This is a genomic window from Paenibacillus sp. 1A_MP2, assembly GCF_052244825.1.
GTDB lineage: Bacteria > Bacillota > Bacilli > Paenibacillales > Paenibacillaceae > Paenibacillus > Paenibacillus vandeheii.
Window position 1 is genome coordinate 4,987,922 of sequence record NZ_JBQQCS010000001.1, and the last position, 26,989, is coordinate 5,014,910.

22 protein-coding genes, 1 other RNA gene and 5 pseudogenes are annotated in these 26,989 nt (G+C 47.0%); 7 read left to right on the top strand and 21 right to left on the bottom strand.

The genetic code is table 11. The features are described from left to right. Positions 1 to 172 precede the first annotated feature (172 nt). The 5 genes and pseudogenes from ACTWJ7_RS24240 to ACTWJ7_RS24260 all read right to left on the bottom strand — a co-directional run bounded on the left by ACTWJ7_RS24240 (position 173) and on the right by ACTWJ7_RS24260 (position 5,720). Positions 173 to 727: a GNAT family N-acetyltransferase gene (locus ACTWJ7_RS24240; protein ID WP_079347240.1), complete on the bottom strand. Its 555-nt coding sequence runs from the start codon at positions 725 to 727 to the stop codon at positions 173 to 175. A gap of 101 nt (positions 728 to 828) precedes the next feature. Further along, positions 829 to 1,884, bottom strand: coding sequence for a hypothetical protein (locus tag ACTWJ7_RS24245; protein WP_301879382.1), 1,056 nt, complete (start codon positions 1,882 to 1,884; stop codon positions 829 to 831). 98 nt (positions 1,885 to 1,982) lie between these two features. Then, positions 1,983 to 2,785: pseudogene (locus ACTWJ7_RS24250) on the bottom strand (Cof-type HAD-IIB family hydrolase). A 497-nt stretch (positions 2,786 to 3,282) separates the two neighbouring features. Further along, the gene (locus ACTWJ7_RS24255) at positions 3,283 to 4,029 is read right to left on the bottom strand and encodes a pseudouridine synthase (RefSeq protein WP_301879384.1); all 747 of its coding nucleotides are present in this window, start codon (positions 4,027 to 4,029) and stop codon (positions 3,283 to 3,285) included. Continuing rightward, positions 4,026 to 5,720 carry an RsmB/NOP family class I SAM-dependent RNA methyltransferase gene (locus tag ACTWJ7_RS24260; protein ID WP_301879385.1) on the bottom strand — a complete coding sequence of 565 codons (1,695 nt, stop codon included), beginning with the start codon at positions 5,718 to 5,720 and terminating at the stop codon, positions 4,026 to 4,028. The genes ACTWJ7_RS24255 and ACTWJ7_RS24260 overlap by 4 nt, the downstream gene beginning before the upstream one ends. Positions 5,721 to 5,941: 221 nt before the next feature. On the opposite strand from ACTWJ7_RS24260, the gene ACTWJ7_RS24265 reads away from it, so the two are divergent. Continuing rightward, complete coding sequence (locus ACTWJ7_RS24265; RefSeq protein ID WP_079347252.1) at positions 5,942 to 6,490, top strand: thioredoxin family protein; 549 nt, start codon at positions 5,942 to 5,944, stop codon at positions 6,488 to 6,490. A 128-nt stretch (positions 6,491 to 6,618) separates the two neighbouring features. Here the strand turns inward: ACTWJ7_RS24265 and ACTWJ7_RS24270 are convergent. The 3 genes and pseudogenes from ACTWJ7_RS24270 to ACTWJ7_RS24280 form a co-directional block, all read right to left on the bottom strand. Next, a pseudogene (locus tag ACTWJ7_RS24270) lies at positions 6,619 to 7,112 on the bottom strand (DUF309 domain-containing protein). Next, positions 7,099 to 7,913 (bottom strand): annotated as a pseudogene (locus tag ACTWJ7_RS24275) (GTP pyrophosphokinase). Before ACTWJ7_RS24275 ends, ACTWJ7_RS24270 begins: the two co-directional pseudogenes overlap by 14 nt. Before the next feature lie 134 nt (positions 7,914 to 8,047). Continuing rightward, entirely contained in the window at positions 8,048 to 9,145 is a 1,098-nt protein-coding gene (locus ACTWJ7_RS24280; RefSeq protein WP_024629254.1) for a quinone-dependent dihydroorotate dehydrogenase, read from the bottom strand. A gap of 260 nt (positions 9,146 to 9,405) precedes the next feature. Between ACTWJ7_RS24280 and ACTWJ7_RS24285 the strand changes: the two genes are divergently transcribed. Beyond that, positions 9,406 to 9,543 (top strand): hypothetical protein, encoded by a 138-nt coding sequence (locus ACTWJ7_RS24285; protein ID WP_162842436.1) that lies wholly within the window; start codon positions 9,406 to 9,408, stop codon positions 9,541 to 9,543. 86 nt (positions 9,544 to 9,629) lie between these two features. Here ACTWJ7_RS24285 and ACTWJ7_RS24290 read toward each other — a convergent pair whose 3' ends face one another. From ACTWJ7_RS24290 to ACTWJ7_RS24300, 3 genes and pseudogenes are all read right to left on the bottom strand, one after another. Beyond that, positions 9,630 to 11,066, bottom strand: coding sequence for a L,D-transpeptidase family protein (locus ACTWJ7_RS24290; RefSeq protein WP_301879392.1), 1,437 nt, complete (start codon positions 11,064 to 11,066; stop codon positions 9,630 to 9,632). A gap of 171 nt (positions 11,067 to 11,237) precedes the next feature. After that, positions 11,238 to 11,480, bottom strand: a complete 243-nt coding sequence (locus tag ACTWJ7_RS24295) for a ferredoxin (RefSeq protein WP_024629252.1) — start codon at positions 11,478 to 11,480, stop codon at positions 11,238 to 11,240. Between the two features lie 119 nt (positions 11,481 to 11,599). Continuing rightward, positions 11,600 to 12,903, bottom strand: a pseudogene (locus tag ACTWJ7_RS24300) (DNA polymerase IV). 551 nt (positions 12,904 to 13,454) lie between these two features. Between ACTWJ7_RS24300 and cimA the strand changes: the two are divergent. Continuing rightward, positions 13,455 to 15,074 (top strand): citramalate synthase, encoded by a 1,620-nt coding sequence (cimA, locus tag ACTWJ7_RS24305; protein WP_301879394.1) that lies wholly within the window; start codon positions 13,455 to 13,457, stop codon positions 15,072 to 15,074. Positions 15,075 to 15,152: 78 nt separating this feature from the next. On the opposite strand, the gene ACTWJ7_RS24310 is transcribed toward cimA, so the two are convergent. Further along, the gene (locus ACTWJ7_RS24310) at positions 15,153 to 15,704 is read right to left on the bottom strand and encodes a TlpA disulfide reductase family protein (protein WP_301879395.1); all 552 of its coding nucleotides are present in this window, start codon (positions 15,702 to 15,704) and stop codon (positions 15,153 to 15,155) included. Between the two features lie 196 nt (positions 15,705 to 15,900). Between ACTWJ7_RS24310 and ACTWJ7_RS24315 the strand changes: the two genes are divergently transcribed. Further along, positions 15,901 to 16,293, top strand: a complete 393-nt coding sequence (locus ACTWJ7_RS24315) for a Mov34/MPN/PAD-1 family protein (protein ID WP_443145952.1) — start codon at positions 15,901 to 15,903, stop codon at positions 16,291 to 16,293. Positions 16,294 to 16,373: 80 nt separating this feature from the next. Here ACTWJ7_RS24315 and ACTWJ7_RS24320 read toward each other — a convergent pair whose 3' ends face one another. Genes ACTWJ7_RS24320 through ACTWJ7_RS24330 form a run of 3 tightly spaced genes read right to left on the bottom strand, consistent with a single transcriptional unit; the run spans position 16,374 to position 19,636 of the window. Next, positions 16,374 to 17,111, bottom strand: coding sequence for an exonuclease domain-containing protein (locus ACTWJ7_RS24320; protein ID WP_301879397.1), 738 nt, complete (start codon positions 17,109 to 17,111; stop codon positions 16,374 to 16,376). Beyond that, positions 17,108 to 18,202: a DUF294 nucleotidyltransferase-like domain-containing protein gene (locus ACTWJ7_RS24325; RefSeq protein WP_024629246.1), complete on the bottom strand. Its 1,095-nt coding sequence runs from the start codon at positions 18,200 to 18,202 to the stop codon at positions 17,108 to 17,110. Before ACTWJ7_RS24325 ends, ACTWJ7_RS24320 begins: the two co-directional genes overlap by 4 nt. 33 nt (positions 18,203 to 18,235) lie before the next feature. After that, positions 18,236 to 19,636, bottom strand: coding sequence for an ammonium transporter (locus tag ACTWJ7_RS24330; protein WP_079347272.1), 1,401 nt, complete (start codon positions 19,634 to 19,636; stop codon positions 18,236 to 18,238). 354 nt (positions 19,637 to 19,990) lie between these two features. Here ACTWJ7_RS24330 and ACTWJ7_RS24335 point away from each other — a divergent pair, with 354 nt between their 5' ends. Both ACTWJ7_RS24335 and ACTWJ7_RS24340 read left to right on the top strand, forming a co-directional pair. Further along, complete coding sequence (locus ACTWJ7_RS24335) at positions 19,991 to 20,419, top strand: MerR family transcriptional regulator (RefSeq protein ID WP_024629244.1); 429 nt, start codon at positions 19,991 to 19,993, stop codon at positions 20,417 to 20,419. Between the two features lie 28 nt (positions 20,420 to 20,447). Beyond that, entirely contained in the window at positions 20,448 to 21,128 is a 681-nt protein-coding gene (locus tag ACTWJ7_RS24340; RefSeq protein WP_024629243.1) for a zinc metallopeptidase, read from the top strand. A 46-nt stretch (positions 21,129 to 21,174) separates the two neighbouring features. On the opposite strand, the gene ACTWJ7_RS24345 is transcribed toward ACTWJ7_RS24340, so the two are convergent. Both ACTWJ7_RS24345 and ACTWJ7_RS24350 read right to left on the bottom strand, forming a co-directional pair. Beyond that, on the bottom strand, positions 21,175 to 22,086 hold the full coding sequence (locus ACTWJ7_RS24345) for a LysR family transcriptional regulator (protein WP_024629242.1): 912 nt from the start codon (positions 22,084 to 22,086) through the stop codon (positions 21,175 to 21,177). A gap of 70 nt (positions 22,087 to 22,156) precedes the next feature. Continuing rightward, positions 22,157 to 22,780 carry a rhomboid family intramembrane serine protease gene (locus ACTWJ7_RS24350; RefSeq protein WP_285074498.1) on the bottom strand — a complete coding sequence of 208 codons (624 nt, stop codon included), beginning with the start codon at positions 22,778 to 22,780 and terminating at the stop codon, positions 22,157 to 22,159. Between the two features lie 148 nt (positions 22,781 to 22,928). On the opposite strand from ACTWJ7_RS24350, the gene tpx reads away from it, so the two are divergent. Then, complete coding sequence (tpx, locus tag ACTWJ7_RS24355) at positions 22,929 to 23,447, top strand: thiol peroxidase (protein WP_024629240.1); 519 nt, start codon at positions 22,929 to 22,931, stop codon at positions 23,445 to 23,447. Positions 23,448 to 23,519: 72 nt separating this feature from the next. Here the strand turns inward: tpx and ACTWJ7_RS24360 are convergent, their stop codons facing one another. The 4 genes and pseudogenes from ACTWJ7_RS24360 to ACTWJ7_RS24375 form a co-directional block, all read right to left on the bottom strand. Further along, the gene (locus ACTWJ7_RS24360) at positions 23,520 to 23,912 is read right to left on the bottom strand and encodes a DUF1499 domain-containing protein (RefSeq protein WP_024629239.1); all 393 of its coding nucleotides are present in this window, start codon (positions 23,910 to 23,912) and stop codon (positions 23,520 to 23,522) included. Positions 23,913 to 24,098: 186 nt separating this feature from the next. Further along, positions 24,099 to 24,290: non-coding RNA, 6S RNA (gene ssrS / locus ACTWJ7_RS24365), on the bottom strand. 51 nt (positions 24,291 to 24,341) lie between these two features. Next, positions 24,342 to 25,178, bottom strand: coding sequence for a YesL family protein (locus tag ACTWJ7_RS24370; RefSeq protein ID WP_079345610.1), 837 nt, complete (start codon positions 25,176 to 25,178; stop codon positions 24,342 to 24,344). A gap of 183 nt (positions 25,179 to 25,361) precedes the next feature. Next, positions 25,362 to 26,953, bottom strand: a pseudogene (locus ACTWJ7_RS24375) (DEAD/DEAH box helicase). Between the last annotated feature and the right edge of the window lie 36 nt (positions 26,954 to 26,989).

Genomic DNA, 26,989 nt, shown 5'->3' on the forward strand with positions numbered 1-26,989 from the left:
CACCTTTACTTCTGAGTCGTATATACAACATATTCAGGAGATGCTCGGCTAAGAAGCGGATATATGAATGGAGAGTTAAACCTCTTTATCGAAATGTCGGTATGCTAATGAAAGCCGGTGAGCAGTGGGTAGCTCCCGGCTTATTACATGTATTTTATATGTTGCATACTGGTTATACAGACAGGCCTGTGGCCGCCTTTTCATATGTACTAAAGCCTTCTGTCTCTCCCACAAAGGTATAGCCATTACGCTTATAGAATTCGTTCAATGTTGCGTTATCCGCACCGCAATCCAATCGGACGATGTGTTTACCCTCAAACTGTATCCCGCTGCTGGACCATTGCAAAATCGACCGTCCCAAACCACTCTGAGCATATTTTCTACGTATCGCTAATCGGTGCAGATAAAGTGCGCCATCCCCGGCATGCGCTTTGCTTCCCCATAAGTGTACATCCCATGCGCTTGGCTGGCTCATTAAAATTACCATGCCAGCTACGTCAGAACCCTTCTTAAATACAAATACGTCCCCACGCTGAATCGCCTCTGCCGTATTATGGGAATCCTCACCCTTTAACAACGCATTCCACTGAGAAGATCCCTGGCTCCGCAGCCATTCAGCTGTTTCCATGAGCAGGGACATCACATCCTCCGTGTCTTCCGGCTGAGCCTGCAGTGCTTTAAATTCATCATTAATGTAGTCTGTTGTGATACTGAAATAGTGTTCCATGATTCTCCTCCACTTCCAGGTCTCTCTTAAACTAATGGTACTATACCGGGAAATGACTTTTTCGTCAAAAAGAAAACAAAAAAGGTAAGAGGATGTCCCTCTTACCCATCTATCTTCGCTTCATCAATAATTTGATTCCGGTATAACATCGTGAGATGTAATGTATCAAATTCAAGCTCTTTGTCCAGCTCCCGCATCAGAACTTCAACCAGACTCTTTCGCTGAGCACTGGTGCCAGGTACCTCGTAATCCATATAGCCTGACAAATCCGCATATGAGGTATCAATCGTTGCTGTACCGACAGGTAATCCTCCGCGTTCTTGCAAATACAGTTGATATATGCGAAATTCCCGATCTTTGCGCACCAACATGACGTAACAGGTTTCTTCAGCAGCTTCAATCTCTTCGAGATCTTCTGGATACTCGATCTCTACCCCATCCGCAAAATCCCGGTGCACCCATTCCAAGGATTCCAGTTCCTGCCCCTGATGCCACATGCGAATTGTAATGGTGTCGATTATTTCTTCATCCAGCTCTCGTACCAGCAGCTCGGCAGCGGCATCCTGATAACTTTCTGCGGGCTCATCATACCAATGTATCTCACCCTGTACATCTGCACCATATTGTTTTAGAGAGGCTTCCGCCACTTCCTGTCCATTCGCGTCATTAAATACATAGGTGGATATGCTGCGTCCGGCGCTTACCATTTCCATCTCCAGCATATGTTCCGGGTCTTCATATGTAAATGATTCGGCTTGTGAACCGGGGATGACGTGTACTTCATTTACAGCATCTCGAATGTTCTTTCCATCGGAATAATACGTATCATCAGACTGCGACGACTGAATTAGCAGATCCGTATGGGATTCTGGCTTCTGTAACACAGAATACAGTGTACCGCAGCTCACAAGCACTTCATATTCAGCAGCACTTACCGCATCCGCAAGAGAACGAATATATTCGTGCACCTTCTCAACAATAACCTGTTCTGACTCGTCAGGTAACGAATTCTGTTCCATTTGAAGGCTGCCGGATACCCGATCCCCTTCCCTGAACACTAGCAGAAGCGAACCCGCATATTGACCGTCCACCATAATATCCTGCACTTCGCCACCTGATGTGCGAAGATCAGGAATAAGCTCTATTTTCAGTTCCATGTACCTGCCTCCTCAGTTCCTAACGTTACTCTGTTAGGATGCCCTTGAGAGCGGTAGTTTATAAGATAAAGCGTCTATTCGATTTAAGAGCACATTGGTTAGACGGACAACACATATTTTTGGATAGCGTGAACTACACCCTGATCGTTGTTTGAAAGTGTAACCTCATCCGCAGCAGCCTTAACTTCCTCCGGGAATTGTCCATCGCAATCCCTTTGCCTGCAAAGGTCAGCATTGTGATGTCATTGTAGTAGTTACCTACCGCCATGATCTCGGAAGGAAGGATTCCTTTGGCTTCAGCCAGTCTTTTGAGAGCTGCACCTTTGGAAGCTTCGGGATGCATCAGATCAATGAAAAAATCACCGCTGCGTGTCATATAATAAGGAAGATTCCAGGTCGACCACTCCTGTTGCACCGCGTTCATCTGCTCGATTGATCCAAACGCAGTGAATTTGGCAAGTGGTTCTGTCATATCCGCCCACTGTGGCAACTTTAATGGCTCTGCCATGAAGTTTTGATACATCTCGCGTACCTGCAACTCCAAACCTTCCGGCTGATCCACGTAAAGTCCAAACGCCGTGTTGATATCAAAATGCACACCTTGCGTTCGGCAGTATGTTATGAAAGGCTCCAGTCCCTGTCCATCCATCGCAAAATGATGCACCACTTCACGAGTCTCGACCTGTGCCGTTACCGCTCCATTATGTGTAATGACATATCCGTCAAGTCCCATCTGCTCCATAAACGGAATCGTATTCGCCGGGCCTCTGCCTGAACACAGGACAATCTCGGCTCCCTGACGGGAAGCACGAATTAAGGTCTCTTGCGTCATTTCGGTAAGTTCATGATGATCATTAAGCAGCGTTCCATCGACATCCAGTGCGATTAATTTAATTGTCATTGTCTTCATTCCTTATCTGTAAGAAGTCGCACCCACCCAAACCCTCCCTTCCGAGGGAGGGCCCCAGAGGGCTCTGCCCTCTGGACTCCCGCTTTGTTAACCGGCGGCGGGTGGGATCTTGCTATGTGACGGTTGACGTGGGAGCGCTTGGTTGCCGGGTCCTCCGCTTGACAGCGGCGGTCCCGCCCAAGCTTAAGCGGGACCATTACGGGCAGGGCTTCGCTCCCTGCCCGGGCTCCCTGCTCCGCTTTGCGAAGGGCGGGAGCTGTTGCGCCTGGGGCGCGGTGGGCAGGGCTTCGCACTCTGCCCGGCTCCCTGCTCCGCTCCGCGAAGGGCGGGAGCTGTTGCGCCTGGGGCGCGGTGGGCAGGGCTTCGCACTCTGCCCGGCTCCCTGCTCCGCTCCGCGAAGGGCGGGAGCTGTTGCGCCTTCGGCGCGGTGGGCAGGGCTTCGCTCCCTGCCCAAGCTCCCTGCTCCGCTCCGCGAAGGGCGGGAGCTGTTACTTCCGCAGAAGGTCTAATTCTTCTGCGGTTAGCTCGCGATAGCTGCCAATTTCCAGATTGGCATCCAGCTCCAGGTCACCCATGGCTACGCGCTTCAAATAAACCACGCGCTTGCCTACAGCCTGGAACATTCTTTTCACCTGATGGAACTTGCCTTCATGAATGATCAATGAAATGGAAGAGAATACGCCCTCTTCCGTTTCCTCACGATGAAGAATAGTCAATTCCGCAGGCAAAGTCTCATATCCATCATCCAGCTGAATGCCGACTTTGAATCGTTGCACATCTTCTTCATCAACGTTCCCCAGCACACGAGCTTCATACGTCTTGGGTACATGTTTGCGGGGGGATAACAAATCATGCGCAAGTGGACCGTCATTCGTTAGAATAAGAAGGCCCTCTGTATCTTTGTCCAGTCGTCCCACCGGGAACGGATCGAAGACACGATCTTCTTTACGCAGCAGGTCAATTACCGTTTTATCCCGATTATCTTCAGTTGCCGACACCACGCCAGGTGGTTTGTGCAGCATCAGGTAGATCATTTCCCGATACATGATCCGCTCTCCGTCAGCTTCAATCACGTTCACGTCCGGATTGACCTGCACACCGCTATCTTTCACCGGTTTACCGTCCACACGAATTCTGCCCTGCTTTACCATCTTTTTGAGTTCACTTCGGGACCCCACACCCATATGGCTTAATATTTTATCCAGACGCAGCGTTTGTTTGCCTTTTCCATTCATACCGATGTCCACCTCCAGCCTGCCGGATATTCATTCTTCAGTACACCATCCAGCCATTTCCCCCAGCCGGCAGCGAAACCATCCACACATACCAGTACATAACCTTTGGCTGCCGTATCTGCTTTGCGTTCTACACGCGCTTCTTCGATGTTCAACGTCTCTCCCTTGAGGTACCTTACGGCTTCTCCGTTAGCGGATGATAGATTGATGAATCGCTGCGACTCTGTTGTATGCAAAGCACATGCCAGCGGATGAGAGGGCACAAATCGCCCATTCTTTAAGGTACCCATAAACCATCCTGGCCGAATAACCTTGAGCCCTTCCAGACGAGCAGCACCCACAGAAGATTGATACACCCGATCGCCGTAATACACCGTTTCTCCAGCAAGCTGGATTTCCAGATTTTCTTGTACAAATTGAGCATATACCGCTCCCGGATCGACACTCGCCTGGTCGGCTCCTCGTCCCTGACCCCGTTCGTTTTTGCGGCCACCTCGTTCGTTTCCTTTACCCGGTTTTCCCTGAGTCCTGCCACCACGTGAACTCCTGTCATTGTCATTGCGTTCCCTGGATTCGGTTCTCATGAGACGTTCCCGTTTCCGTTCTTCTTTCGTAAGAGGTGGGGATACATGGATAGATCGGTCCTCGGATTCACCGGGATGCGTGAAATCTCTATCCACTGCCTGTCCAGTCTGGAATTCACTGTTCGCTTCACGACTTGCATCTTTTTCAGCCATAAATTGCGCACGATGCTGCAATACAGCAACATAATGTCCTTCCCCCTCCAACAGATGAGGCCATAACCTCGCAGTGCCGCGAGTTTGGTCCAGCACAGATTCTGTCTCTTCTGCTGTCTCAGGCAGCATCTGACGCACCCAATCCGGGCGCCCTGGGGCAAATCCTGCAGTATCAGGGATGTTATTCACCACAAAATCAGGATTGATGTTCAGAAACTCCGCAATCATCGCTTCATTTTCCTCTGGTGCAAAAGTACATGTGGAATATACTATCGTTCCTCCTGGAGCAAGAAGCTTGGCTGCCGTCTCCAAAATATCCCGCTGCATCAGCACACATTTCTCCACCGAATGATGTTCCCAGGATTTCACCATGTCCTCATCTTTGCGGAACATGCCTTCACCCGAGCAAGGAGCATCGATTAACACTTTATCAAAATAATGAGGGAATGCCTTCGCAATTCGCTCAGGTGACTCGTTCAGTACAACGGCATTACGCACCCCGTACAATTCCACGTTTTTGGCGAGTGCCTTCGTTCGTTCCCCATGGATATCATTCGTAACAAGTACACCTTTCCCCTGAAGCTTGGCTGCGATTTGGGTTGTTTTCCCGCCAGGAGCCGCGCACAAATCAAGCACACGTTCCCCAGGCTGCACATCCAACAATTCAACCGGAGCCATGGCGCTTGGTTCCTGAATATAATACAAGCCTGCATGATAATAAGGATGTAACCCCGGCTTAACCCCGTGAGGCACATAAAAACCCGTTCCGCACCACGGAATGGGTCGCATATCAAATGGAGCAATTTCCTTGAATTGTTCCAGCGATATTTTCAGCGTATTCACTCTCAGCCCCGCATGTGGCGACTGCTCATAAGATTTCATAAATTGTTCAAATTCATCGCCTAACAAGCTTTTCATTCGCTCGGCAAATATCGAAGGCAGCTGTATAGCCATAATCCCACTCATCCTGTCTTGTTAAAATTGCATATAGTTCTATGTTATCATATCCGGGCATGGCTTTCCTATTGATTCATACGTATTCCACTACAGCGTGTAATGTAGTATAATGGCAAGTAGATTGATTGATGTGCAAAAATTCGGGTGTTTATGCATATTATCCCATCCTGTATTTTTGCCAAAACTATATTTCGATATGATCGATGGGGGATGTCTTAATGAAATCCAAGAAGAAAAAGAAAAGTGCTGCGATCCTTATTTTCCTGGGTGTTTTCATTGTAATGATTGCCGTACTCGTTCTGGTGAATCAGCAATCCAAGAAACAAATGGATAGCGTGCAGAATGCCTATGGCATCGCCGCTTCCAAGCTTAATCCCGCAACACGCGAATTGCTGGACGATCCGAACTACCAACAAATTATTTTGCCTGATGATCTGAAAGCCAGAATTAATAACAAAGATAGCTTCTTTGTCTATTTCTTCGCCTCCGATTGCTCACACTGCCGTGCGACAACACCTCAGCTGATGCCATTGGTGGACAGTGAAGGCATCGAGCTTCCTCAGTTCAATCTGCGGGAATTCGATTCCGGTTGGACTGATTATAACATTGAGTACACACCGACTCTGGTATATTACCAGGATGGTGTGGAGAAAGACCGCATGGTTGGCGGACTGCAGGAAAGTGGCAGTGACAACGGTTATACTTTGGATGACTACAAGCAATTTTTCGAGAAATATAAAGGCAGTGCCACTCCATCAGCAAGCTAATCGTATATCCCTATAATATCGAACACCCCGGCCAATTCCTCTAGAGGAGCTGTCGGGGTGTTTTTTATCAAGTCATATGTTGGACACTATGTTATTGATCAAATGAATGATGACTTTCCATGACAAGCTTACTCGCTCTGCAAGTTCTGTTCCTGCTGCAATGCTTTGATCTTCTCTTCATAGATTCGTCCACGTGTAGGACTTCGGCGTTGGGGAATATTGGGCTTCAGTTCAAGGGCTCGTTCCCGAATCTTCTGAACCAGCACCTCATCCTTAATTTGAATGTGCAAATCTCTGTAAGAAAATTTCTGTGGCTCAGTACCCGAAAGTCCATCAACTAGTTCCTGTACTTCTCGCACCAACGGCCCAAGGGCAATGCCTCTCGCAGTTTCCGGATAGGACTTCAGCAGATCTATCGAACTCTGTAACATCATACGTCCCCACGAAGGTTCGCATTTCTGAAATGGTACAGCCCCACTGCGATTTGCAGTAATCCTTTGTACAGAGAATCCCGATCACGTTCAAGCCACAGCTCTTCCAATACCTCATGGCATTCAAAGTAGTCCTGATCGCGATTGAAGTAGATTAGATAGTCAACATACAGCGGCTCATAGCTGCTCATCCGGGTTTTCGCCCTTTCTGGCCGCATTCAGAAGTGCTTTCACATCATCGAGAAGGTCTTTCAACCCTTCCATATCATGACGCTCCCAGCAGTCATTGAAGCGCTTCTGTGCCTCTATCGCTTCATTCACGAGGTGGTAGAAATACAACTGATGTATGATGCTCAGCGTTCTTGATACGATATTGGAATCATCCTCAAAAGCCTTTTGCGCCTCCAGAATTTGCAGACGAATCGCCGACATTTCATTATCGAGTACAAAAGCGGCTTCAGCCGTTTTTTCAACCTTGCCCGCATATCATCAGGCAGGCTCTCCCGAAACTTGTAACTCAAGGAGTGTTCAATCGTAGCCCAGAAGTTCATCGCCAGCGTCCGAATCTGAATCTCGGCCAGCACGTTCTTCTGTCCAAGGGCTGTTTGAACAGGATACTCAATAATCATATGGAAACTGCGGTAGCCGCTCTCTTTGAAATTGGTGATATAATCTTTCTCGATTAATACCGTCAAATCCTTACGACCGCGAATATACTCGGCTACCCGCCGAATATCATCCACAAACTGACACATAATGCGGATACCTGCAATATCCTCAATGCCCGTTTCCACCTGATCAAGCGGCACATTCAGGCGTCTGGATTTCTCCAGAATGCTGGATATTTTTTTGACACGACCGGTAACGAATTCGATCGGGGCGTATTCTTCCCTTTTCTTAAGCTCCGCCCGCATCGTTTTAAACTTAACTTTCAATTCCTCTACCGCTTGTTCATAAGGAAGTAAAAATGTACCCCAGTCTCTACCGTCCATGCTTATGCCTCCTGTCTCTATAGCTTCCCCTGTTCTTATCCATTATACATGATGTTAAGCGGGGGAAGAGTCCCGTACGACATTACCCTCTTCCACGCTTCTAATTTCCAGTTCGGGGAACTTCGAAACAACGCTTAACGATGCTCTGCACCGACAGCTTCCGATATATGGCTGTAGCCGTCTTTGCGCAGCAACTCACGCAGTCCGGCATGAATGCGCCGATTCACTTCAGGTCCTTCATAGATTAATGCCGTATATATTTCCACCAGGCTGGCTCCAGCTTTAATCTTTTCGTAAGCATCTTCGCTAGTGAAAATGCCACCCGATCCGATGATCGGCAGCTTGCCTTCTGTCTGGCGATAGATCTGACGAATGATTTCCGTGGAACGGTCACGCAGCGGTTTGCCACTTAGTCCACCTGTCTCTTTGGCATGCTGATGGGACAGTCCATCTCGGCTGATCGTTGTATTCGTTGCAATGATTCCGGCAACCCCACTATCTGCAATGGTACTTACCATATATTCAAGCTCCTGGTCATTCACATCCGGTGCAATTTTGACCAGCACCGATTTAACGGCACCGCCCGCTCTTTTGCGCTGCGTCTCCATCTCATTCATGACAGCAGCAAGCAATTCCTTCAATTCATTCCCATGTTGCAGATTACGCAAATCCGGTGTATTTGGTGAACTAATATTCACCACAAACAGGTCCGCATAATCGTACAGCGCCCGAATGCATTTTTCATAATCCAGATGCGCTTCTTCATTTGGAGTCGCTTTATTTTTACCTATATTTACGGCCACTGGAATTCGGCGCTCCGTAAGGCGTGCCAATTCACCCGCCATCGCTTCCGCTCCGAGATTATTGAAGCCCATCCGGTTCACCAAGGCCTCATCGGGAGGCAGGCGAAATAAACGCGGCTGGTCGTTGCCAGGCTGTGCAAGCGGTGTGACTGTGCCTACTTCCATGAAGCCAAACCCAATGGAAGAAAAGCCCGTTACAGCCTGTCCGTTTTTGTCCAAACCGGCAGCAAGGCCTACAGGCGTAGGGAAGTGGCAGCCAAACATATCCACAGCCAGATCCGCTGTTTCACGCACGCCATACATGACACGCAAACCGGATGGAACCGGGCGAATACTCCCCATTCCGCTGAGGCCGCCGATAATTAGATGATGGGCCTGCTCAGGGTCCATTTTGAACAACAAGGGTTTAGCAAGACTTCTGTATAACAAATCACTCACTCCGTTCTGGTCCGGTACGCTGAAAAAACTGCTTTCCGTCTTTTTCATATGTAAAAAAACACTCTATACACAAGTCTATCCGTTTCTTCTGCAAAAGGAAAGTAGTTTGAGCATAGACAGAAGCATTTAGCTTAAACTCTAAGCGCTCACAAGAAATCCACCCGCCTACTGGAAATGACGAGTTGAATTCTTTACAATGGGAGCATGGCTAGATCGATATTAGCCTTATTCCATGAAGGAGGAAACAGCCCATGGCTCCCAAACGCAAACCACCTACTTTGCAGCAAAAGAAAGATGAGGTCAACCGGAAAGCGATTATCTGGACGGCAGCCAGCGTCGGTGGACTGATCATTATCATTGGTGCGCTTATTATTATCGCCAACCTGTAAATGCTCCAACCAACTGTTTCTGCATCTACATACTAATCCAGCTTGGATTTTACGTTTTCTTCGGTCTGAATCACTTGGTTTTCCGTTTAATTCAACCAATGATACGTCTTATTCGGATTACTTTGCTTGGGAACGAGTGTGTACCGGTAGCGATTCTTTGCTTCTGGAATAACAGCTGTCTCTGGCAGCAAATCTTTCCCGATGCGTACCGGAGTTCCCTGAGGAGCAAGCGCAAACAGCTCTTCCACATCTTCAGTACTCATCCTCACACATCCAAGGGATTCATCCAGCCCGATACTGTTTGGCTCGTTGGTCCCATGGATGGCATAATTCGTATCAGATAACTGCATTCCTCTACTCCCAAATTCGCCGTTGGAGCGACCATTTGGATTAACAACCTTGTCTGAGATTACAAACGAACCCTCTGGCGTGCGATCTCCCCCAAGCCCCACCTCGTAATTCCGAATAATGGTGTTGCCACTAATCAGTGCAAGCTTATGCCTACTCTTGTCCACAATAATTTCAAGGCGATCCTGCAAAAAAGGCTTTTCGCCTAACGTATCCACAAATGCAGTATTTTTGCCTTGCGTCGAATCTGAAATCTCACGTGTTCCTTCATCTCTATTCTTCCCGTTTTCCCTTTCCCCTTGCTGATGTATGGCTAGTAGTGCCGGGAACAACCGGGTCATGCCTGGTGCAGTTTCTCCCAAAATATTATCAGGAAAGGGCTGGGCAAGCTGTGCCACATTCTTCGGCCAGGTTCCATTTTGTTTTTTATATGTAATCATAGCACTTGACAGCGCTGCCGCGGATTCCTGTTTTGCTGTCCAGGCTTGTGCCAGCCGCTTGATCTCTTGTGATACTTCCGGTGGTTCACAATTACACTGCTTGGCATCATAACTCTGTGCGGTTAATTTGCCATTGCTGTTGGTCTGTACGATGTATTTCACCGACATATTTCGCTTCCACAACGTCCAGTTACCCGCAACCTGCATCCCAAGCACAGCTGATGTCTGCACTTTCGGACCAGAGCCCGACCATGCAGCTGCCAATGCAGCTTCACCCTGGTCACCTCCACCGAATGCCGCTGCTGTAAACACATTGGAATTCACTACAGGAGCCGGATCATCTGCCGGGCTATCTCCTGATTTGTCCGTGGAATCATCCGTCGGTTCCAACGCCGAGGCCAATACATCTGCCGCATCACGATTGAATCCAGGAGCATCTGCAGGGGGTAATCCTGCCAGTACAAGCAGCATCAGCAGAGTGAGCCACATCTTGCGAACACGATGTTTTTTCTCCTTTTGCTCAGCCACCTCGACCAGCTTCTCCTGATAATCCACCCATATATCTGCCGGTGCCTTGCTTCGCTCGAAAGCTTCGTAGACTTCACCCGCCTGCTGAAAACAATAGTTCGCCTTGGCCTCCTGCCCTTCACCCAAATATTCCTTACCGAGTAAATACCAGGCCATTTTATTATCTGGATGTTTCTTTACATAAGTTCTCAAATGAGTATTTTGCATCCGATCCTCCATCATTTCGCCGTATTCCGTTTCTTTCTATATCGGCAATTGATGACAAGAAATCCATAGGACTTGAGTACCCGGATCGAAGCCTCAATATTCGACAAAAAAGCACACTCCCCTGTCCCAAAGACAGAAAAATGTGCTTTTGTATATTTCATATGAAAGGAATTAGCCTTCTTTATTGAAAGGTTCATCCGCTACTTTAATGGAGTCCGTAGGGCAGCCGTCGCAAGCATCCTGCATGTCGTCGAACAAGTCATCCGGAATTGCCTTGATCCCTTTGTTGGCATCCCCATCGAAAATTACTTCTGCCAAACCTTCATCATCATAATCATAAATGTCTGGCGCCGTTGCTCCACATGCTCCGCACGCAATACATGTATCCTTTTCAACCCAAGTAAATTTACTCATTACCTATCTCTCCTCCTATTATTCAAAAACGTACAGTATTTTTATCTAGAAACATATTAATACAAAGTAAGAGTTATTACAAATCATTTTAACAGCCTCAAGACTCCATTATGCCCTATTTAATCAAGACTTTGCAAATTATCTTTTTGCAGCGAAGTTCCCCGCACTTTATGATTGCGTAGTAATACGGAAGGATCATCCCCCAGCATTCCAGCTGTAACGATAGCATTTTCGCCAAATTTGTCACGCAACTGATCCATAATGCGAATCAGGTTTTCCTTCTTCGGCTCCTGCTCATATTCAAACAGATCAAGCTGTATCGCCGACTCCTCGCGCGGGATTAGCGTTTGAAGGGTTACCCCCAGCATACGAACCGGCTTGCCCCGCCCCAATGTTTCGCAAACAAAGCACAGGCTTCCCGGTATATGACCGACGCATCTTCAGTAGGCACTTCCATCATGCGCGATCTCGTAATGGTCTTCATATCCGGTGTACGAATCGTAATCTGAATGCCCTGACTGAGCATTTCGTGCTTGCGCAACCGTCTGGCAACCTGGTCACTTATATTCAGTAACACCCGATGCACATCATCCATTTCAGATATATCCGCAGGTAACGTTGTCGTGTGTCCAATCGATTTATTCGCTTCACGTTCAGCCTGAACTGCTGAATGATTAATGCCGTTTGCTGAATTTTTTAACCAAGAGCCATTGATTCCAAACACATCGGTTAACATCCGCTCGTCTGATTTGGCCAACTGTCCTATCGTTTCAATGCCCAGCTTCTTCAGCTTTTCAGCTGTTTTTTTACCGATGCCAAACATCTCGTTACACGGTCTATGCCATAAAATCTGAGGCACATCTCTCATCCGCAAAATGGAAATGCCATTAGGCTTTTTCAAATCAGAGGCCATCTTGGCAAGCAGCTTGTTGGGTGCAATTCCGATCGAACAAGGCATCCCCAATTCATCCCGGATTCGGTTCTGAATACTCTCTGCAATTTCCAGCGGTGTACCGAACTGTCTGGACCCTGTAATATCGAGGTAACATTCATCGATCGAGGTCGCTTCGAGCAGCGGCGTATAACTGTAAGCTATTTTCATGAATTCTCTCGAATACCTTCGATACAAATGAAAATCCGGTCGAATCACTATTAAGTCAGGACACTTCTTCAGCGCTTGATGAACGACCATGCCTGTGGAGATGCCCCTTCTGCGAGCTGTGTACGAACAAGTTACAATGACGCCTTTGCGCACTTCACTGCTGCCAGCAACGGCCGTCGCTTTTCCTCTATATAATTCCGGTTCCTCGGCTTCATGTACAGAGCAATAAAAAGCATTCATATCGACATGCAGAATCACTCGTCCGGCGGCAGGATAATATCGATCTACGTTCATGTTATTATTCGTTTGGTCTGAAGACATGATCTACTACCGCCCTTTCATATACACTATTCCTCGAAAAGCATTCTCTTATCTATTATATCAAAATCCCTTATGTAAATATCATTCATATCCCCTTATTTTCGGAGAGATTTAACGATCATTCGAATGACACCCCACACGGAAACGACCATAATAGCGATCAAAATGAAAGAAATGATTATATTCTCCCAAACAATAGTCATCTTCTTCCCTCCATTTATACAGAACAAATTTAGAATCCATATTTAATCCCGGAATAGCTGCATATAGATGAAGCATAACATATTACAAGACTACTGTTTACAACACACTCTACTCTACAATCCATCATTTGTTACACCAAATGGTGAATTCGATGTAGCATTTGGCGATAATGGTGCTATAATAATTAATTATACAAATTCACGATTTTAGGACAAATCTACACTTTGAATTTAATACAGTGTAGCGTTACAGAATCGAAGGATTCGTCACCCATATGATCAACCGTTTTCTTAAACACACCATTAAACTTTCTAAAAAAAAGCGCTTCATCTTAAAGGAGGATCTTCATGTCAAAGGCCATCTCCATCTTCGATACGACTTTACGTGACGGCACACAAGGGGAGGGAGTCAGCTTATCGGCAGATGACAAGCTCAAAATTGCCAAGAAGCTTGATGACCTCGGTGCTCATTATATTGAAGGCGGAATTCCCGGCAGTAACACCAAGGACATTGAGTTTTTCAAAAGAGTCAAGGAATTGAACCTGAATGCCAAAATTGTCGCTTTTGGCAGCACGCGCCGTAAAGGCAGCATTGCGAGTGAAGACGCCAATTTGAAGCGCATGATTGAATCAGGTGCTCAGGCAGCGACGCTGGTTGGTAAATCATGGGATTTCCACGTGCACACGGCTTTGCAAACCACTTTGGAAGAAAACCTGTCCATGATCTACGATTCTATTGTCTACCTGAAACAAAACGGCATGGAAGTCATCTTTGATGCAGAGCATTTCTTCGACGGATTCAAGCACAACCCGGAATATGCACAGGCCGTGCTGACCAAAGCCCATGAAGCCGGAGCGGACTGGCTTGTGATGTGCGATACCAATGGCGGAACGATGCCACATGAAGTGTATGAGATCGTATCCACACTGGCTGAGCGCCTTCCACAGGCTCAATTGGGTATTCATACTCATAATGATTGTGAACTTGCTGTCGCCAATACGTTAAGCGCTGTACAAGCTGGGGCCAGACAGGTCCAGGGTACAATGAACGGTTACGGAGAGAGATGTGGTAACGCCAACCTCGCTTCCATTATTCCTAATTTGCAACTGAAGCTTGGATATGAATGCGTGTCTGAGGATTCGATGCGACAACTCACAAATGTGGCCCGTTACGTTAGTGAGATTGCCAATGTAAATATGCCGATCAATCAGCCATATGTCGGAAATGCTGCTTTCGCCCACAAGGGTGGCATCCACGTCTCAGCTATATTGCGTGATTCGCGAACCTACGAACATATCGCGCCCGAGCTTGTAGGGAACAAACAGCGTGTACTCGTCTCCGAACTGGCAGGACAAAGCAACATCGTGTCCAAAGCACAGGAACTGGGTCTTGAATTCGATCCGAGCAGTGCCAACTCACGTCAGATCATTGAGAAGATCAAAGATCTGGAACATCAGGGTTATCAGTTCGAAGGCGCCGATGCCTCGCTTGAATTGTTGATTCGTGAAGCCAACGGTGACATGAAAGAATTGTTTACCTTTGAATCATTCAAGATGCTTGTTGAAAAAGTGGCTGGCAAGCCGGTTGTTTCGGAAGCCTTTGTTAAACTTAATGTAGGCGGGACAAGTGCTTATACTGCGGCTGAAGGCAATGGTCCAGTCAATGCACTGGATAACGCGCTTCGTAAAGCCCTTGTGCAATACTTCCCTTCCCTTGCCAACATGCATCTCTCCGACTATAAAGTACGTGTTTTGGATGAAAAAGACGCTACCGCAGCGAAGGTTCGTGTATTAATTGAATCCAAAAACACCGAAAACACGTGGAATACGGTCGGTGTGTCCGAGAACGTGATTGAAGCGAGCTGGGAAGCACTTGTACACAGTTTCCGTTATGCCCTTCTTCAGGAAAAATTGCAGCACGAGCCTGATGTAGTCAACATACCTGCTCACGGACTAAGCAACCATTAATGCATATTTCCCGGAAAATAAAAAAAGCGCCTGTCTCCAATAAACATTGGAAGACGGGCGCTTTTGCTTCTCGCTTGGCTAATCCGTAATTAATCCCTTAATTTTGCGCTCCAGCTCTTTTTCTGGCAGAATCCCCAGGATAATTTCCTGTACGACACCTCTGGAGTCAATCAGTACATTCGTCGGAAAAGCGATACCGTTATATTTGGCATATGCTGTTCCGTCTTCATCAAGCAAAATAGGGAACGTCAGTTTGTATTCATCCACAAAGGCTTTGGCATCCCTGATTTTATCGTACGTGGTTACATTCACACCGTACAGATCCAGTTTATCTTTGTATTTTGCTGCCAATGTATTAAGCTCAGGAGCCTCCTGCTTGCACGGTTCACACCAGGATGCCCAGAAACTGACGAAGATGGCCTTTTCCTTGGCTCCGCCTACAGAGTAGGTTTTCCCATCCATGGCGTGCAAAGAGAAGGCTGGTGCCAGTAGACCTGCCTTTGGCCCCGTCTCTGTGGGCATCGGCTCCTCTTGCTTAAAAACGGCTGCAATTCCGTTGTCTGCATTTTGAGCCAAAGCAATGCCCACAAGCAATACAACACCCAGCAGTATGTATATGTTTCGTTTCATGGCCAGCCACCCTTTTATTTGATCAGCACATCTAACGCAAATGCAGCAGATGGTAACGCTTTTTTGGACTTAATCCAAATGCGTTCTTTCATATTGTACCCTGTTCCTTTAAAATTTTACAATCCGGGTTAAACAAAATAAAATTAAAAAAGGACTCCTGCCGAAGCAGGAGCCAAAGAGAGAGGGGTGAATACAAATGGCAGCACTCCACGGGCAGCAGAACAGCTTCTACATCCCCCGCTCCGTAGAGCAAGAAATGTCTAAGCATATGTTCGCGTCGCTGCCAATGGAAGCCTGCGGGGTTGTGCTGGGTGAAGCCGCAGCGGGCGGCATACGAATCAGTCGGTTTCAGCCGATTCGTAACGTAGCGCCTGACCCGCTGCACCATTTCTCGCTGGATGATGCAGACTGGATTCGTTGTGTGTTCAATGAGCCACAATTAATCGGACTCTTTCACTCCCACCCCGAACCACGCCCATTCCTTCCAACGAGGATCTGCGTAACCTACCGATTTTCGCCGGATTGCTCCAGGTATATCTTATCGGGTCGCCTGATCTTAATGCTGAATCACAACCAAAGATGCTTCTAAACGGTTATCAGATCCACACAGGTCCTGATTCATCCATTGGAATGGCCCATGTCCATTCTTACAGCTTACAGGCCACCCAGCTATGCGTGACTTAACTGGGTGTACAGATCGCCCAATGTGTTTACATTTTGATGAGTCATATCCTCCAGATAACAGGACCATAATTGTGCAGTCATTTTGGCATCCTCCAAGGCGTGATGGCGTCCATAGATTGGAATGCCTCTGGATTCCAGCAATTCATCCAGCCCATAGCCTGTTCTGCTCGGTTCAAGCCAACGCGCCAGCATCATCGTATCAATGAGCCGGTGCGTGAGCCTTACTTTGGATGTCCGCCATAAGGCCGCATTCAGAAAAGCCCGGTCATGCGCGCTTGCATGAGCAACCAGTACACTCCCGCCAACAAAAGACATGAAATCATGCAAGCCTTCCAGCAGCGACGGAGCATCCAGCGTCATTTCCTGTGTAATTCCCGTTAATTCGGTAATGTGTTCCGGAACGGAGACTTTGGACTGAACCAACGTATAGAACTGCTCATTCTCCAGCATGACACCGCCATGAATGCGCACCGCCCCAAAGGAAAGAATCTCATCCCCATGTTGGGGAGAGAAGCCTGTCGTTTCCAGATCAAATACGACCGCATTCAACTCGTTCAAGGGCGTGTGCAGCACCTCGGGTCTGCGCTGCTCTCTCATCATCGAACGGATAAACGCCATATGTTGCGCCGTAGGGGCTCCCATTATGGAAGCGATGGCGGAAGGAACCCCTCCCTGGCGCAGCGAATTCCAAAATCCAGTATTGCCCCTTGCCGGCTCTCTCATGGACGTCTCCTTTCTGCAAACCGAAGTTGTCTTTGCAGCGCACGATGTACTCGCCGCACCAACCCTAACGTATCCCGGAGCTCATAAAGCATTTGTTTTTCCTTCAACTGTTTCTCATTCAGGAAACCACCGCTATGCTGCAATCCATGTTTGATCACAATAGGTGTACTGCGTCGAAGCCTCAAAGCTGTCATAAATGCACGCTGAGCTGCATCCAGCAAAGTAAGCGGAACTGCTTCAAGCGAAACCAACCTCTGAATTCGCTTGAGCGTGGATGTTTCCTTGATACCATGCTGCAAAGCCAGAAAACGCGCACTGTTCACCAGCGGAATGTACAAGCCGTATTTCACATCAAACCCACCTGCATGTTCACCGAATCGTTCGGTCACTACCCGTCCGAGGATGTTGAGTGTCGCCTTGTGTTTAACGGTATTGCGCAGCACGGCATCGGAAAGCTCAGGAACTGACCTGAACCCTTCATAAAACGCAGAAATCCATTCCTCCGCCAGCTCAGGCTCACCCGCAACAAAACGCATGTCAGAAGCGATAATCAAATTGCGAACCGGCTCCCATGACAGATCCGATCCCCATGCTTTCAGTTGTTCCTTCCATGATTCCAGCGTTTTCCTCCATAAAGACTCAGAACACATCACTTTGCCTTCACATTTGGCATAGCCTAGTTCCTCCAGCATATCGGTCATTCGAAGTCCGAGTTCGGCAAAATATGTTTCTTTATCCTCATGCGGGGTATCGCTGATTATCATGCCATTGTCCTGATCACTCCATAACGTCGCTTCCTGCCTGCCGGAACTGCCAAAAACGATAAAGGCATAGGGGACGGGAGGTCGGCCTAGGCCTTCCTCTACCATCCCCTGGATGCATAACTCTACTGCGCGCCGAGCAACCCGGTCATGCAGTTCATTTACCGTCTGGTACCATTCAATCGGCGACAAGGAAGCGGACAACAGTTCCAGGAGCTCATTCTGCAATATCACACGTGCCTGGCGCAGTTCTTGAGAAGATGCCGCACCATCTATTCCCTGATAGGACCAGGATTGATTTATATACGGGATGGGTTCCATCATATCCAGCCTCCTTGAAGCATGATTCAGCAATCATTCCTCTTAGGAGCTGAACGTACCGCCATTGGATTTCGTTTCACCATTTTTCATTTGTTCAGGGTACCCGTAAGTACCATGCTCACTTAAATCCAGACCCATCGTCTCTTCTTCTTCCGTTACACGGATTCCCATGACAGCTTTCATACCACCGAGAATAATGAAGGACATGACCAGTACGAAGGCAAATGCACCTGCCAGACCCAAAAGCTGAACACCCAGTTGGTGGAAACCACCGCCATAGAACAGACCCGCTTGACCTACGCCTGCATTCTCAGCAAGTTCCGGTGTTGCGAACAAACCTGTGGAGATTGCTCCCCACATACCGGCAATACCGTGTACAGAGAAAGCATAGATTGGATCGTCAATTCCTTTGCGCTCAAAGTATTGAGCTGTGAAGAATGTGATAATACCAGCCAGAGCACCAATAACCAGAGCTGCCCATGGTTCAACGAAAGCACAAGCACCTGTGATGGCAACCAGTGCCGCGAGCACACCATTCAGCATGCTAGGAATATCGGATTTACCCAATACAGCCCATGAGATTAACAGTGCAGCAACACCACCCGCAGCCGCAGCTACGTTTGTAGTTAATGCCACATAACCGAAGAATCCATCACCCATAGCAGATAATGTACTACCTGGGTTGAAACCGAACCAGCCGATCCAGAGGATAATTACACCCAGTACGGAGTAAACCTGGTTATGACCTGGAATGATGTTAGGTTTACCATCTTTGTTATATTTGCCGATACGCGGCTTCAACAGGATTGTTGCTACCAGTGCAGCAGTCGCACCCGTCAAGTGGACAACTGTGGAGCCTGCAAAATCTTGCATACCAAGCTCAGCCAACCAGCCGCCGCCCCATACCCAGTGAGCAACAACAGGATACATAATAATGGTATACAGCGTACCAAAAACGATATATACACTCATCTTTGCACGTTCTGCCATACCACCGCAGGCAATCGCCAGGGATACCGCTGCAAAGGCAAGGTGGAATACAAATTTGATTGTTAGCGGAACATCAGAGAAGGCTAGTGATTCGAACGAAGCAGCCATTCCGTCCCCACTCAGGAAAAATCCGGTTGTTCCGAAGAAACTGTTACCATTGCCGAAACCAAGACCGAAGCCCAGAGCCCAGAAGGCAATAACCGAAATTCCCAATGTCAGGATGGTTTTACCTGCAATGTGTCCTGCGTTTTTCATTCGAGTCGAACCCGCTTCAAGTAGAGCAAATCCCCCTTGCATCAGGAAAACGAGCACAACAGCCAGAAACGTAAAGGCTGAGTTAAGACCGCTTTGAAGTTCGATGTTAGTCGGCCCCTCCGCAGCTGCAAATGCGCTGACCGGGAAAGCCAGTAACGTGAGCATTATTAACACCGACACCAACCATTTCTTTCTCATATACCCCACTCCCTCTTGTGTTAAGTTTCTTCACATATCGTGAAACTCTTAATGCCATTATAAGCAGAAGACAGGAAAGTTGACAAGAGTATTTTCATCAAAACTGAAAAATATTTCTGGGAATAAAGTCATACGTCTTTTTCTTGCACTTAAGTACATAATCATGCCTCATAAGCACATAGATATAGAAACGCAGCGGGATAGCCACTAAAGCGTAACGTTTGACTGTATGGTTAAAGATCATGTATCATAACTAATAGTAAGAAAAAAATTGGGCGGGTTATGCAAAGCCGCAACTGGAATCTACAATTCCCTACATTTGAATGTGCAAGCGAGGTGAATATCATTGGGGATATGAAATTGTTTCGGATTGGCGAACTTGCCAAAACTGCAGGTGTGAGTGAACGGACGATTGATTATTACACGAAGCTCGGTCTCATCGCTCCAGAAGAGCGTACAGAAAAAAACTATCGTCTCTATAGTAATGAAACTTTAACCAGGCTTGAACGTATTGTACAGATGAAACAAGAGAAATATAGTCTCGACGAGATTAAGCAGTCTCTTGAGAAGTGGAGTCTGGTGAGCACGGAAGAACAGGTTGCCAGCAAATTGACAACCTTAGAGCTCCACGTGCAACAGCTTGAGCGAGAGGTGAATGAACTTAAACCACTGCTTGGCGAGATGAAACCTGTACAAGCACGCAAAATGATGGCTGGACTGCTCGCCAAAAGTGCCGGTACGATGGAAGCCTTGAAAATCTTGCTTGAGAACACCATGATGTAGCTTATTATTAGAAAGCGGAGGAATGAATATGAGTTTTAATAACGGTATGTTCGTTTTGATCATTATCGCCTTTTTGCTCTCCTTATGGGCGCAATTTCGCGTTAAGAGTACATTCAACCGATGGTCCGATGTTAAAAACCTGAATGGAATGACCGGGTACGATGCTGCCCGTCACATGCTGGACTCAAACGGCCTGCACGACGTTCCTATTGAGCCTGTGCGTGGAGCACTCTCCGATCACTACGATCCGATTAATCGAGTCGTGAGGTTGTCTGAGCCTGTATATTATGAAAACTCTATCTCGGCTGTCTCCGTTGCGTGTCACGAAGTAGGCCATGCAATCCAGCATAAGGAAAATTATCCGATGTTGGCACTGCGTCACCGAATTTTCCCAATCGTCAACTTTGCTTCCGGACTTGCACCTTTCTTGCTCATTGCCGGTTTCATCTTTAACGCAATGAACCTTGTCGGAATTGGTATCATCTTCTTCTCGGTAACCGTTGCGTTCCAACTTATTACTTTGCCGGTCGAGTTCAATGCAAGTAACCGCGCAAGAGAGATTATGGTATCGGAAGGTTATATCCGGAATGAAGAAGAGAGAGGCGTCGCCAAAGTATTGAATGCCGCAGCATTGACCTACGTTGCCGCAGCGCTAATCTCATTGCTTGAACTGATTCGTTACATCGGAATTTTCAATAGCCGTGACTAATTGAATACCAAAACAAAACAAAACAAAAAAAAACAATACCCCACCGTCAATCGGATGGGGTATTGTTTTGCTGTAAACCGAAATAATTAAGCAAGAATGAACGAAATGACTGCGCAACAAGTGGAAGCTTGTCATCTGCACGGTGGATCAACCCAATCGTACGCGTCACTTTCGGATGAGAAATGGCTACATGCGCCGGCTGCAGCGGATTCGTTTGGAAAAGCGCCATTTCCGGCAGCAAACTTACACCCATGCCAGCCGCAACCAGCCCGCGAATGGTATCCGTCTCTTCACCCTCAAAAGCAATTTTGGGCGTAAACCCGGCTTCAAGACACGCATGCCAGACAATCGGACGCAGAGAATATCCTTTACTGAATAACACAAATTTATCATCTTTGAGCTGTTCTAACGCAATACTCTCCTCACCGGCCAATGGATGATTCGGCGGAAGGATTGCATGCAGCTCTTCTGTAAGTACAATGTCACCATCCACCTGGTCGTGCTTCTCCGGGAACGGAGATATAAATGCCAAATCCACCTCAGCCGATAACACATCACGAATGAGCGTTGGGAACATGCCTTGCTTGAATCTGAATTTGACGTTAGGATAACGCTGACGGAACGCTGCTACAACCGAAGGAATCAAGTGAATACCGAGACTGTGAGGAAAACCGATACGAATTTCACCATGCTCCGGGTCAAGAAACTCATGAACCTCCCCGACCGCCTTGTCCAGATCTTTCAATATGCCTTCTACTCGTTTGCAAAAGAGCTGTCCGACTGCGGTTAACTGCAGATTTCGCCCTTTTTGCATAAAGAGGTCTACTCCCAGTTCTTCCTCCAGCTGATGAATCTGACGACTCACCGCAGACTGCGCCACATGTAATTCCTCCGCCGCCTGCGTAACATGCTCCTTCTGTGCCACTTTCAAAAAGTAATGCAACTGTCTTAATTCCACTGCCCCTGATCTCTCCAATCTGCTATACCCTACTTATCCTTGATTGCATTCCGTCTTCAGATCAATCCAACTACTGCTTAAAGCTCCGGGGTTTCCACAAGCGGATGAGAAGTCCATAAATGAAGAATCCACCTAACAACCCACCCAAATGAGCCATCCAGTTAATGCCTGACATGGCAAAGGAAAAAATAATTCCGAATACAAGCAGTGTATACAACGTTTTACGTGAGGCTTCATCCATCATCGTCCGCTGGAATAACGCTACATACAGAAACGCACCATAGATTGCATAGATCGCGCCTGAAGCACCTACCGAGATTGTTGTCGCTCCAACCGAGTTATACCATGCCACAGCCAGAATGTTGCCCAGAATGCCTCCACCCAAGTACAGCACACCATATCTCACCGACCCAAGCAGTCGTTCCATTGGTGGTGCAAATACGATGAGAGCGAAGCTGTTAAACAACAAATGACTGAAGCCTGCATGCAGGAACATAGACGTAATGTAACGCCACCACTCAGCGAATAGTTCATGATTTGAGAGCGCCCCAAATTTAAGGAGCGTCATGCTATTCGTCGAACCACCGTTCAGGCTTAACACAATAAACATCACAACATTGGCTATTAAAATAATCGACGTCAAAGGGAAAAATTTCAAATAACTTTTCCAGTTCTCATACCTTATAAATATCATAAGTTTCTGCTTTCACTCCACCCTGTTCAGATCGGCCTGCAAGTCTGATCCATTCTAATGATCTTTCGTCCGAATTGGACAATGCCTTTCATAAAAGATTATAATGGATTTTGGCACGGATCACCAACTTATAAGGAGGAACATTATTATGGCACAAGAACGTACAGGCGCAGCCACCTTTAAAGGTAACCCTATTACATTGATCGGACCCGAGTTGAAAGTGGGCGATCAAGCACCCAATTTTACACTGAGCAAAAACCTGGTTGAAGATGCATCACTGAAAGACTTCGCAGGTAAAATCAAATTAATCAGCGTTGTTCCTTCACTGGATACTGGCGTATGCGATGCCCAAACCCGTCGCTTCAATGTTGAAGCTGGAGATCTCGGAGATAACGTTGTCGTATTGACAGTTAGCGTTGACCTTCCATTTGCACAAGAACGCTGGTGTGGAGCAGCCGGAGTTGATCGCGTCGTAACACTGTCTGATTACAAAACACGTTCATTCGGTGAAGACTATGGTGTTCTGATCAAAGAATTCCAATTGGACATGCGCTCTATCTTCGTGGTGGATGCTGAAGACCGAATTACATATGTGGAATATCTGCCTGAAATGACAGACTCCCCTAACTTCGAGCAAGCGATTTCCGCTGTAAAAGCCTTGCTGTAAAAGGTAGCTCACGTTCAGAACAAAAGCGAGGAAGGTTCACCTTCTCTCGCTTTTTGTTATTCACCATCTATTTCAATCATTTGACTTATACTTGCTCAGCTTCTTATCCAATACAGAGAACAAATTCATGATTGTGCGATAATTAGAACCCAGGTCTCCGAGTGAACCACGTGAAGCCGAATACATATCGACCGCACTGCGTACAGGACTTACCGATATAATGGAAACCGTAATATCCATCGTCCGTCCGAAGGTAGTCCGCTTCTCCAGTATGACCTCTCCCACAGAAGGCACTTCATGCAGTACTTTATAACCCGGAATTTTTTTGAGTGTCGAAGAAACTTCTTCCCAGGCTCTGTCTTTGGATAAGTTATAATACCGTGTTTTTAATTTGGGATCCTTGGCTCGATCGCTGGTTCCCTCCATGCTGCGGATGATACCGACGAGCGTTCTCTTTAAGGTCAAGACCCTTCCTCCTTTGAATGTAACCGTTCCATTTATGTATACTAGTGTAACATTGTTCATGTAGTAACAAAAGGGCAAGCAACACTTTTAACAAAATACAGCCGATTCAACAAAAAAATTCAAATAAAAAGCACCCTGCAATTCCTGGATTAGAGGAAAAAGTCAGGGTGCTGTACATGATAAAAATAGAAACCCGCCTATGCCGTCCGGCTACATTGTCTTATGAACCTGCTTGGCAGGTGGGTGGCCGCAAAAATGTTTTTTGAAGTCCCCATGTCATATAGACAGGGCGTTTCAGCAACATTCTGTATTGATCTCCCGAAGACATCATCATTGGTTCAAAACAACGAATAACCGAAACGTACATCGCAGGATGTACAATTATTATATCCCTAACTGTGTAAAAAGTAAATGGTGACAGCTCATGTTTTATTTTTGGAGATTATCGTGTTTTTCGTCAGATGGCTTCGGTTCAGAGGATTCAACCGCCCCTACTGTCTCAACCGATTCTCCTGCCTGTTCTGCGGCTTGTGCAGCTTCCTCTTCTTCTTTCTTCAGCTGCATCTTCTCCATCTGCTCCTGCATCTTATTAAAGGTTGCGTAGAAGTTGAAGAAAGCAAACCAGGCAACAATGCTAATGATAAAGAAGATGAACAAGACCGGATAACGAAAACCGATATAGAACAACAATCCACTTCCCAGCAACGTGGAAAATACACGGAATGGTCTAATCAGCGTCAACAGAACCGCATTTTTGATAATCAATCCGATGGACATATGGTAATGTACAACCATCGAGAAGAAGTTAAAGAGAGAAACAAACAGCAGCAGCAACAGTACGAGCATAATAATTCCGACCAGCTGCATATTCTTGAATTGTGTCATGTATACTGTGTAATCCAGATACATAATGGCAAACAGCAAGGTATAAAAGATACCTCCGATTAAACTCTGTTTGTAGTTCTCTTTGTAACCTACAAAGAAAGTACGGAAGATCGGCACGTCCGTATCACCCATATTCCATTTACGTACGACCGTAAACAGGGCCGAAGTCGCCGGGAATAGTGTAAGCGGTGCCACAATGGCTATAGCCCAGTTCATTTGAAGTGATTCGTTGGCGAGGTTCTGCTGCATGACGAGCACTTTCATAAACAAGAAAAACAAGAACGGAGACGAACAAATAGCCCACAACAGATTGGTTGCGGCCAGTCTCGTAATCCACTCTGTAAGTCGGTAGATCCCACCCATAGCTCCTTTAAATTCCAAACAATTCTCCTCCTCCGCAGCCTTGCGTCTAACCTGAAGTCTAATAATATTAATATACCTTATTATAGATAGGAAAAGCCAGCACTTCCCGAAAAGAGATCAACGGTACACTGGGATGGCATATTCTGCACATAAAAAAATGGAGCAGTCGCCCTGCCCCATTTTCCAGTTCAAACTTATATATTATTCGAAAGAAGAATCTTTGGCAGGACGACGTCCTTCGTTGTTGCTTGGGCGCGGTTTGCGGTCACGGTTGTAACCACCTTCTCTGCTGCCACTTGCACTGCCACTGCTGTTACGATCGCGGTTATATCCACCACGTCCGCCGCTACCACTGCCACTGCTGTTGCGATCACGGTTGTAACCACCGCCACCACCACTGCTGCGTGTGCCGCTGTAACCCGATGGTTTGCGTCCGCCAGAGCGAACATCCGGTTTACGACGTTTTGCACGGATCGGATCTTCAGGAGTCAGATCAACTTGAGCATCTTTTTGTCACCTGTCAGGAGCTTCAGAGCAGCCGATAACAGTTGAACAGAATCATATTGCTCCAGCATTTGAATCGCGATACCTTTGTATTCGTTCAGTTCGCCGGATTGTACGATTTCGAGCAAACGCTCAGCTGTCAAACGTTGCTTGCCTTCTACCGCTTCTGCCATTGTTGGCAGTGGTTTGCGTGGAATACGGTGACGTGTTACACGCTCGATAAAGTGCAGGTGGTCGATTTCACGCGGAGTAACGAAAGACCAAGCAGCACCCTCTTTACCTGCACGACCTGTACGGCCGATACGGTGAACATAGCTCTCCGGATCTTGCGGAAGGTCAAAGTTCACAACGTGAGTTACGCCGGATACGTCGAGACCACGAGCAGCTACGTCTGTTGCAACGAGTACATCAATGCTGCCGTCACGGAACTTACGCATTACTGTATCACGTTGGTTTTGGGACAAGTCACCATGAAGACCATCAGCAGAATATCCACGTTTTTGCAGAGCTTCAGCTAATTCGTCAACACGACGTTTTGTACGTCCGAATACGATCGCCAGTTCAGGAGATTCCATATCCAGCAAACGGCTGAGTGCTTCGAATTTTTGACGCTCAGGCACTTCAATGTAAGCTTGGTCAATCAAAGGTGCGCTTACTTGTTTAGGAATCACGGATACGTGCTCAGGGTTGTTCAAGAATTGTTGAGCCAATTTTTGAATGTTAGGAGGCATTGTAGCTGAGAAAAGCATCGTTTGACGGTCGTCTGGAACTTGTTTCAGGATGGATTGAATATCCTCCATGAAACCCATGTCGAGCATTTCATCTGCTTCATCCAATACAACAGTTTGTACATCATCAAGTTTGATTGTTTTGCGGTTGATATGGTCCAGGAGACGTCCTGGTGTACCAATGATGATCTGTGGTTTTCTTTTCAGTGCACGGATTTGACGAACGATATCTTGTCCTCCGTAAATTGGCAGGGAGCGCAAACCTTTGAAGCGGGTAAGTTTTTCGATTTCTTCGGCAACCTGAATCGCAAGTTCACGTGTAGGTGCCATAATGAGGGCGCGGATTTTTTCATCGCTTTTGGAGATTTTGCTGATCAATGGAATACCAAATGCAGCGGTTTTACCAGTACCCGTTTGAGCTTGACCGATCAAGTCTCTGCCTTCAAGAGCAAGAGGAATTGATTTGGATTGAATCGGGGTTGCCTCTTCAAAACCAAGTTCGGTGATTGCTTGCAGCACCAGTGGTTCAAGATTGAAATCTGTGAAATTTAAATTTGTCAAAATTATTCATACTCCTTCTATATGGTGGACATGGTG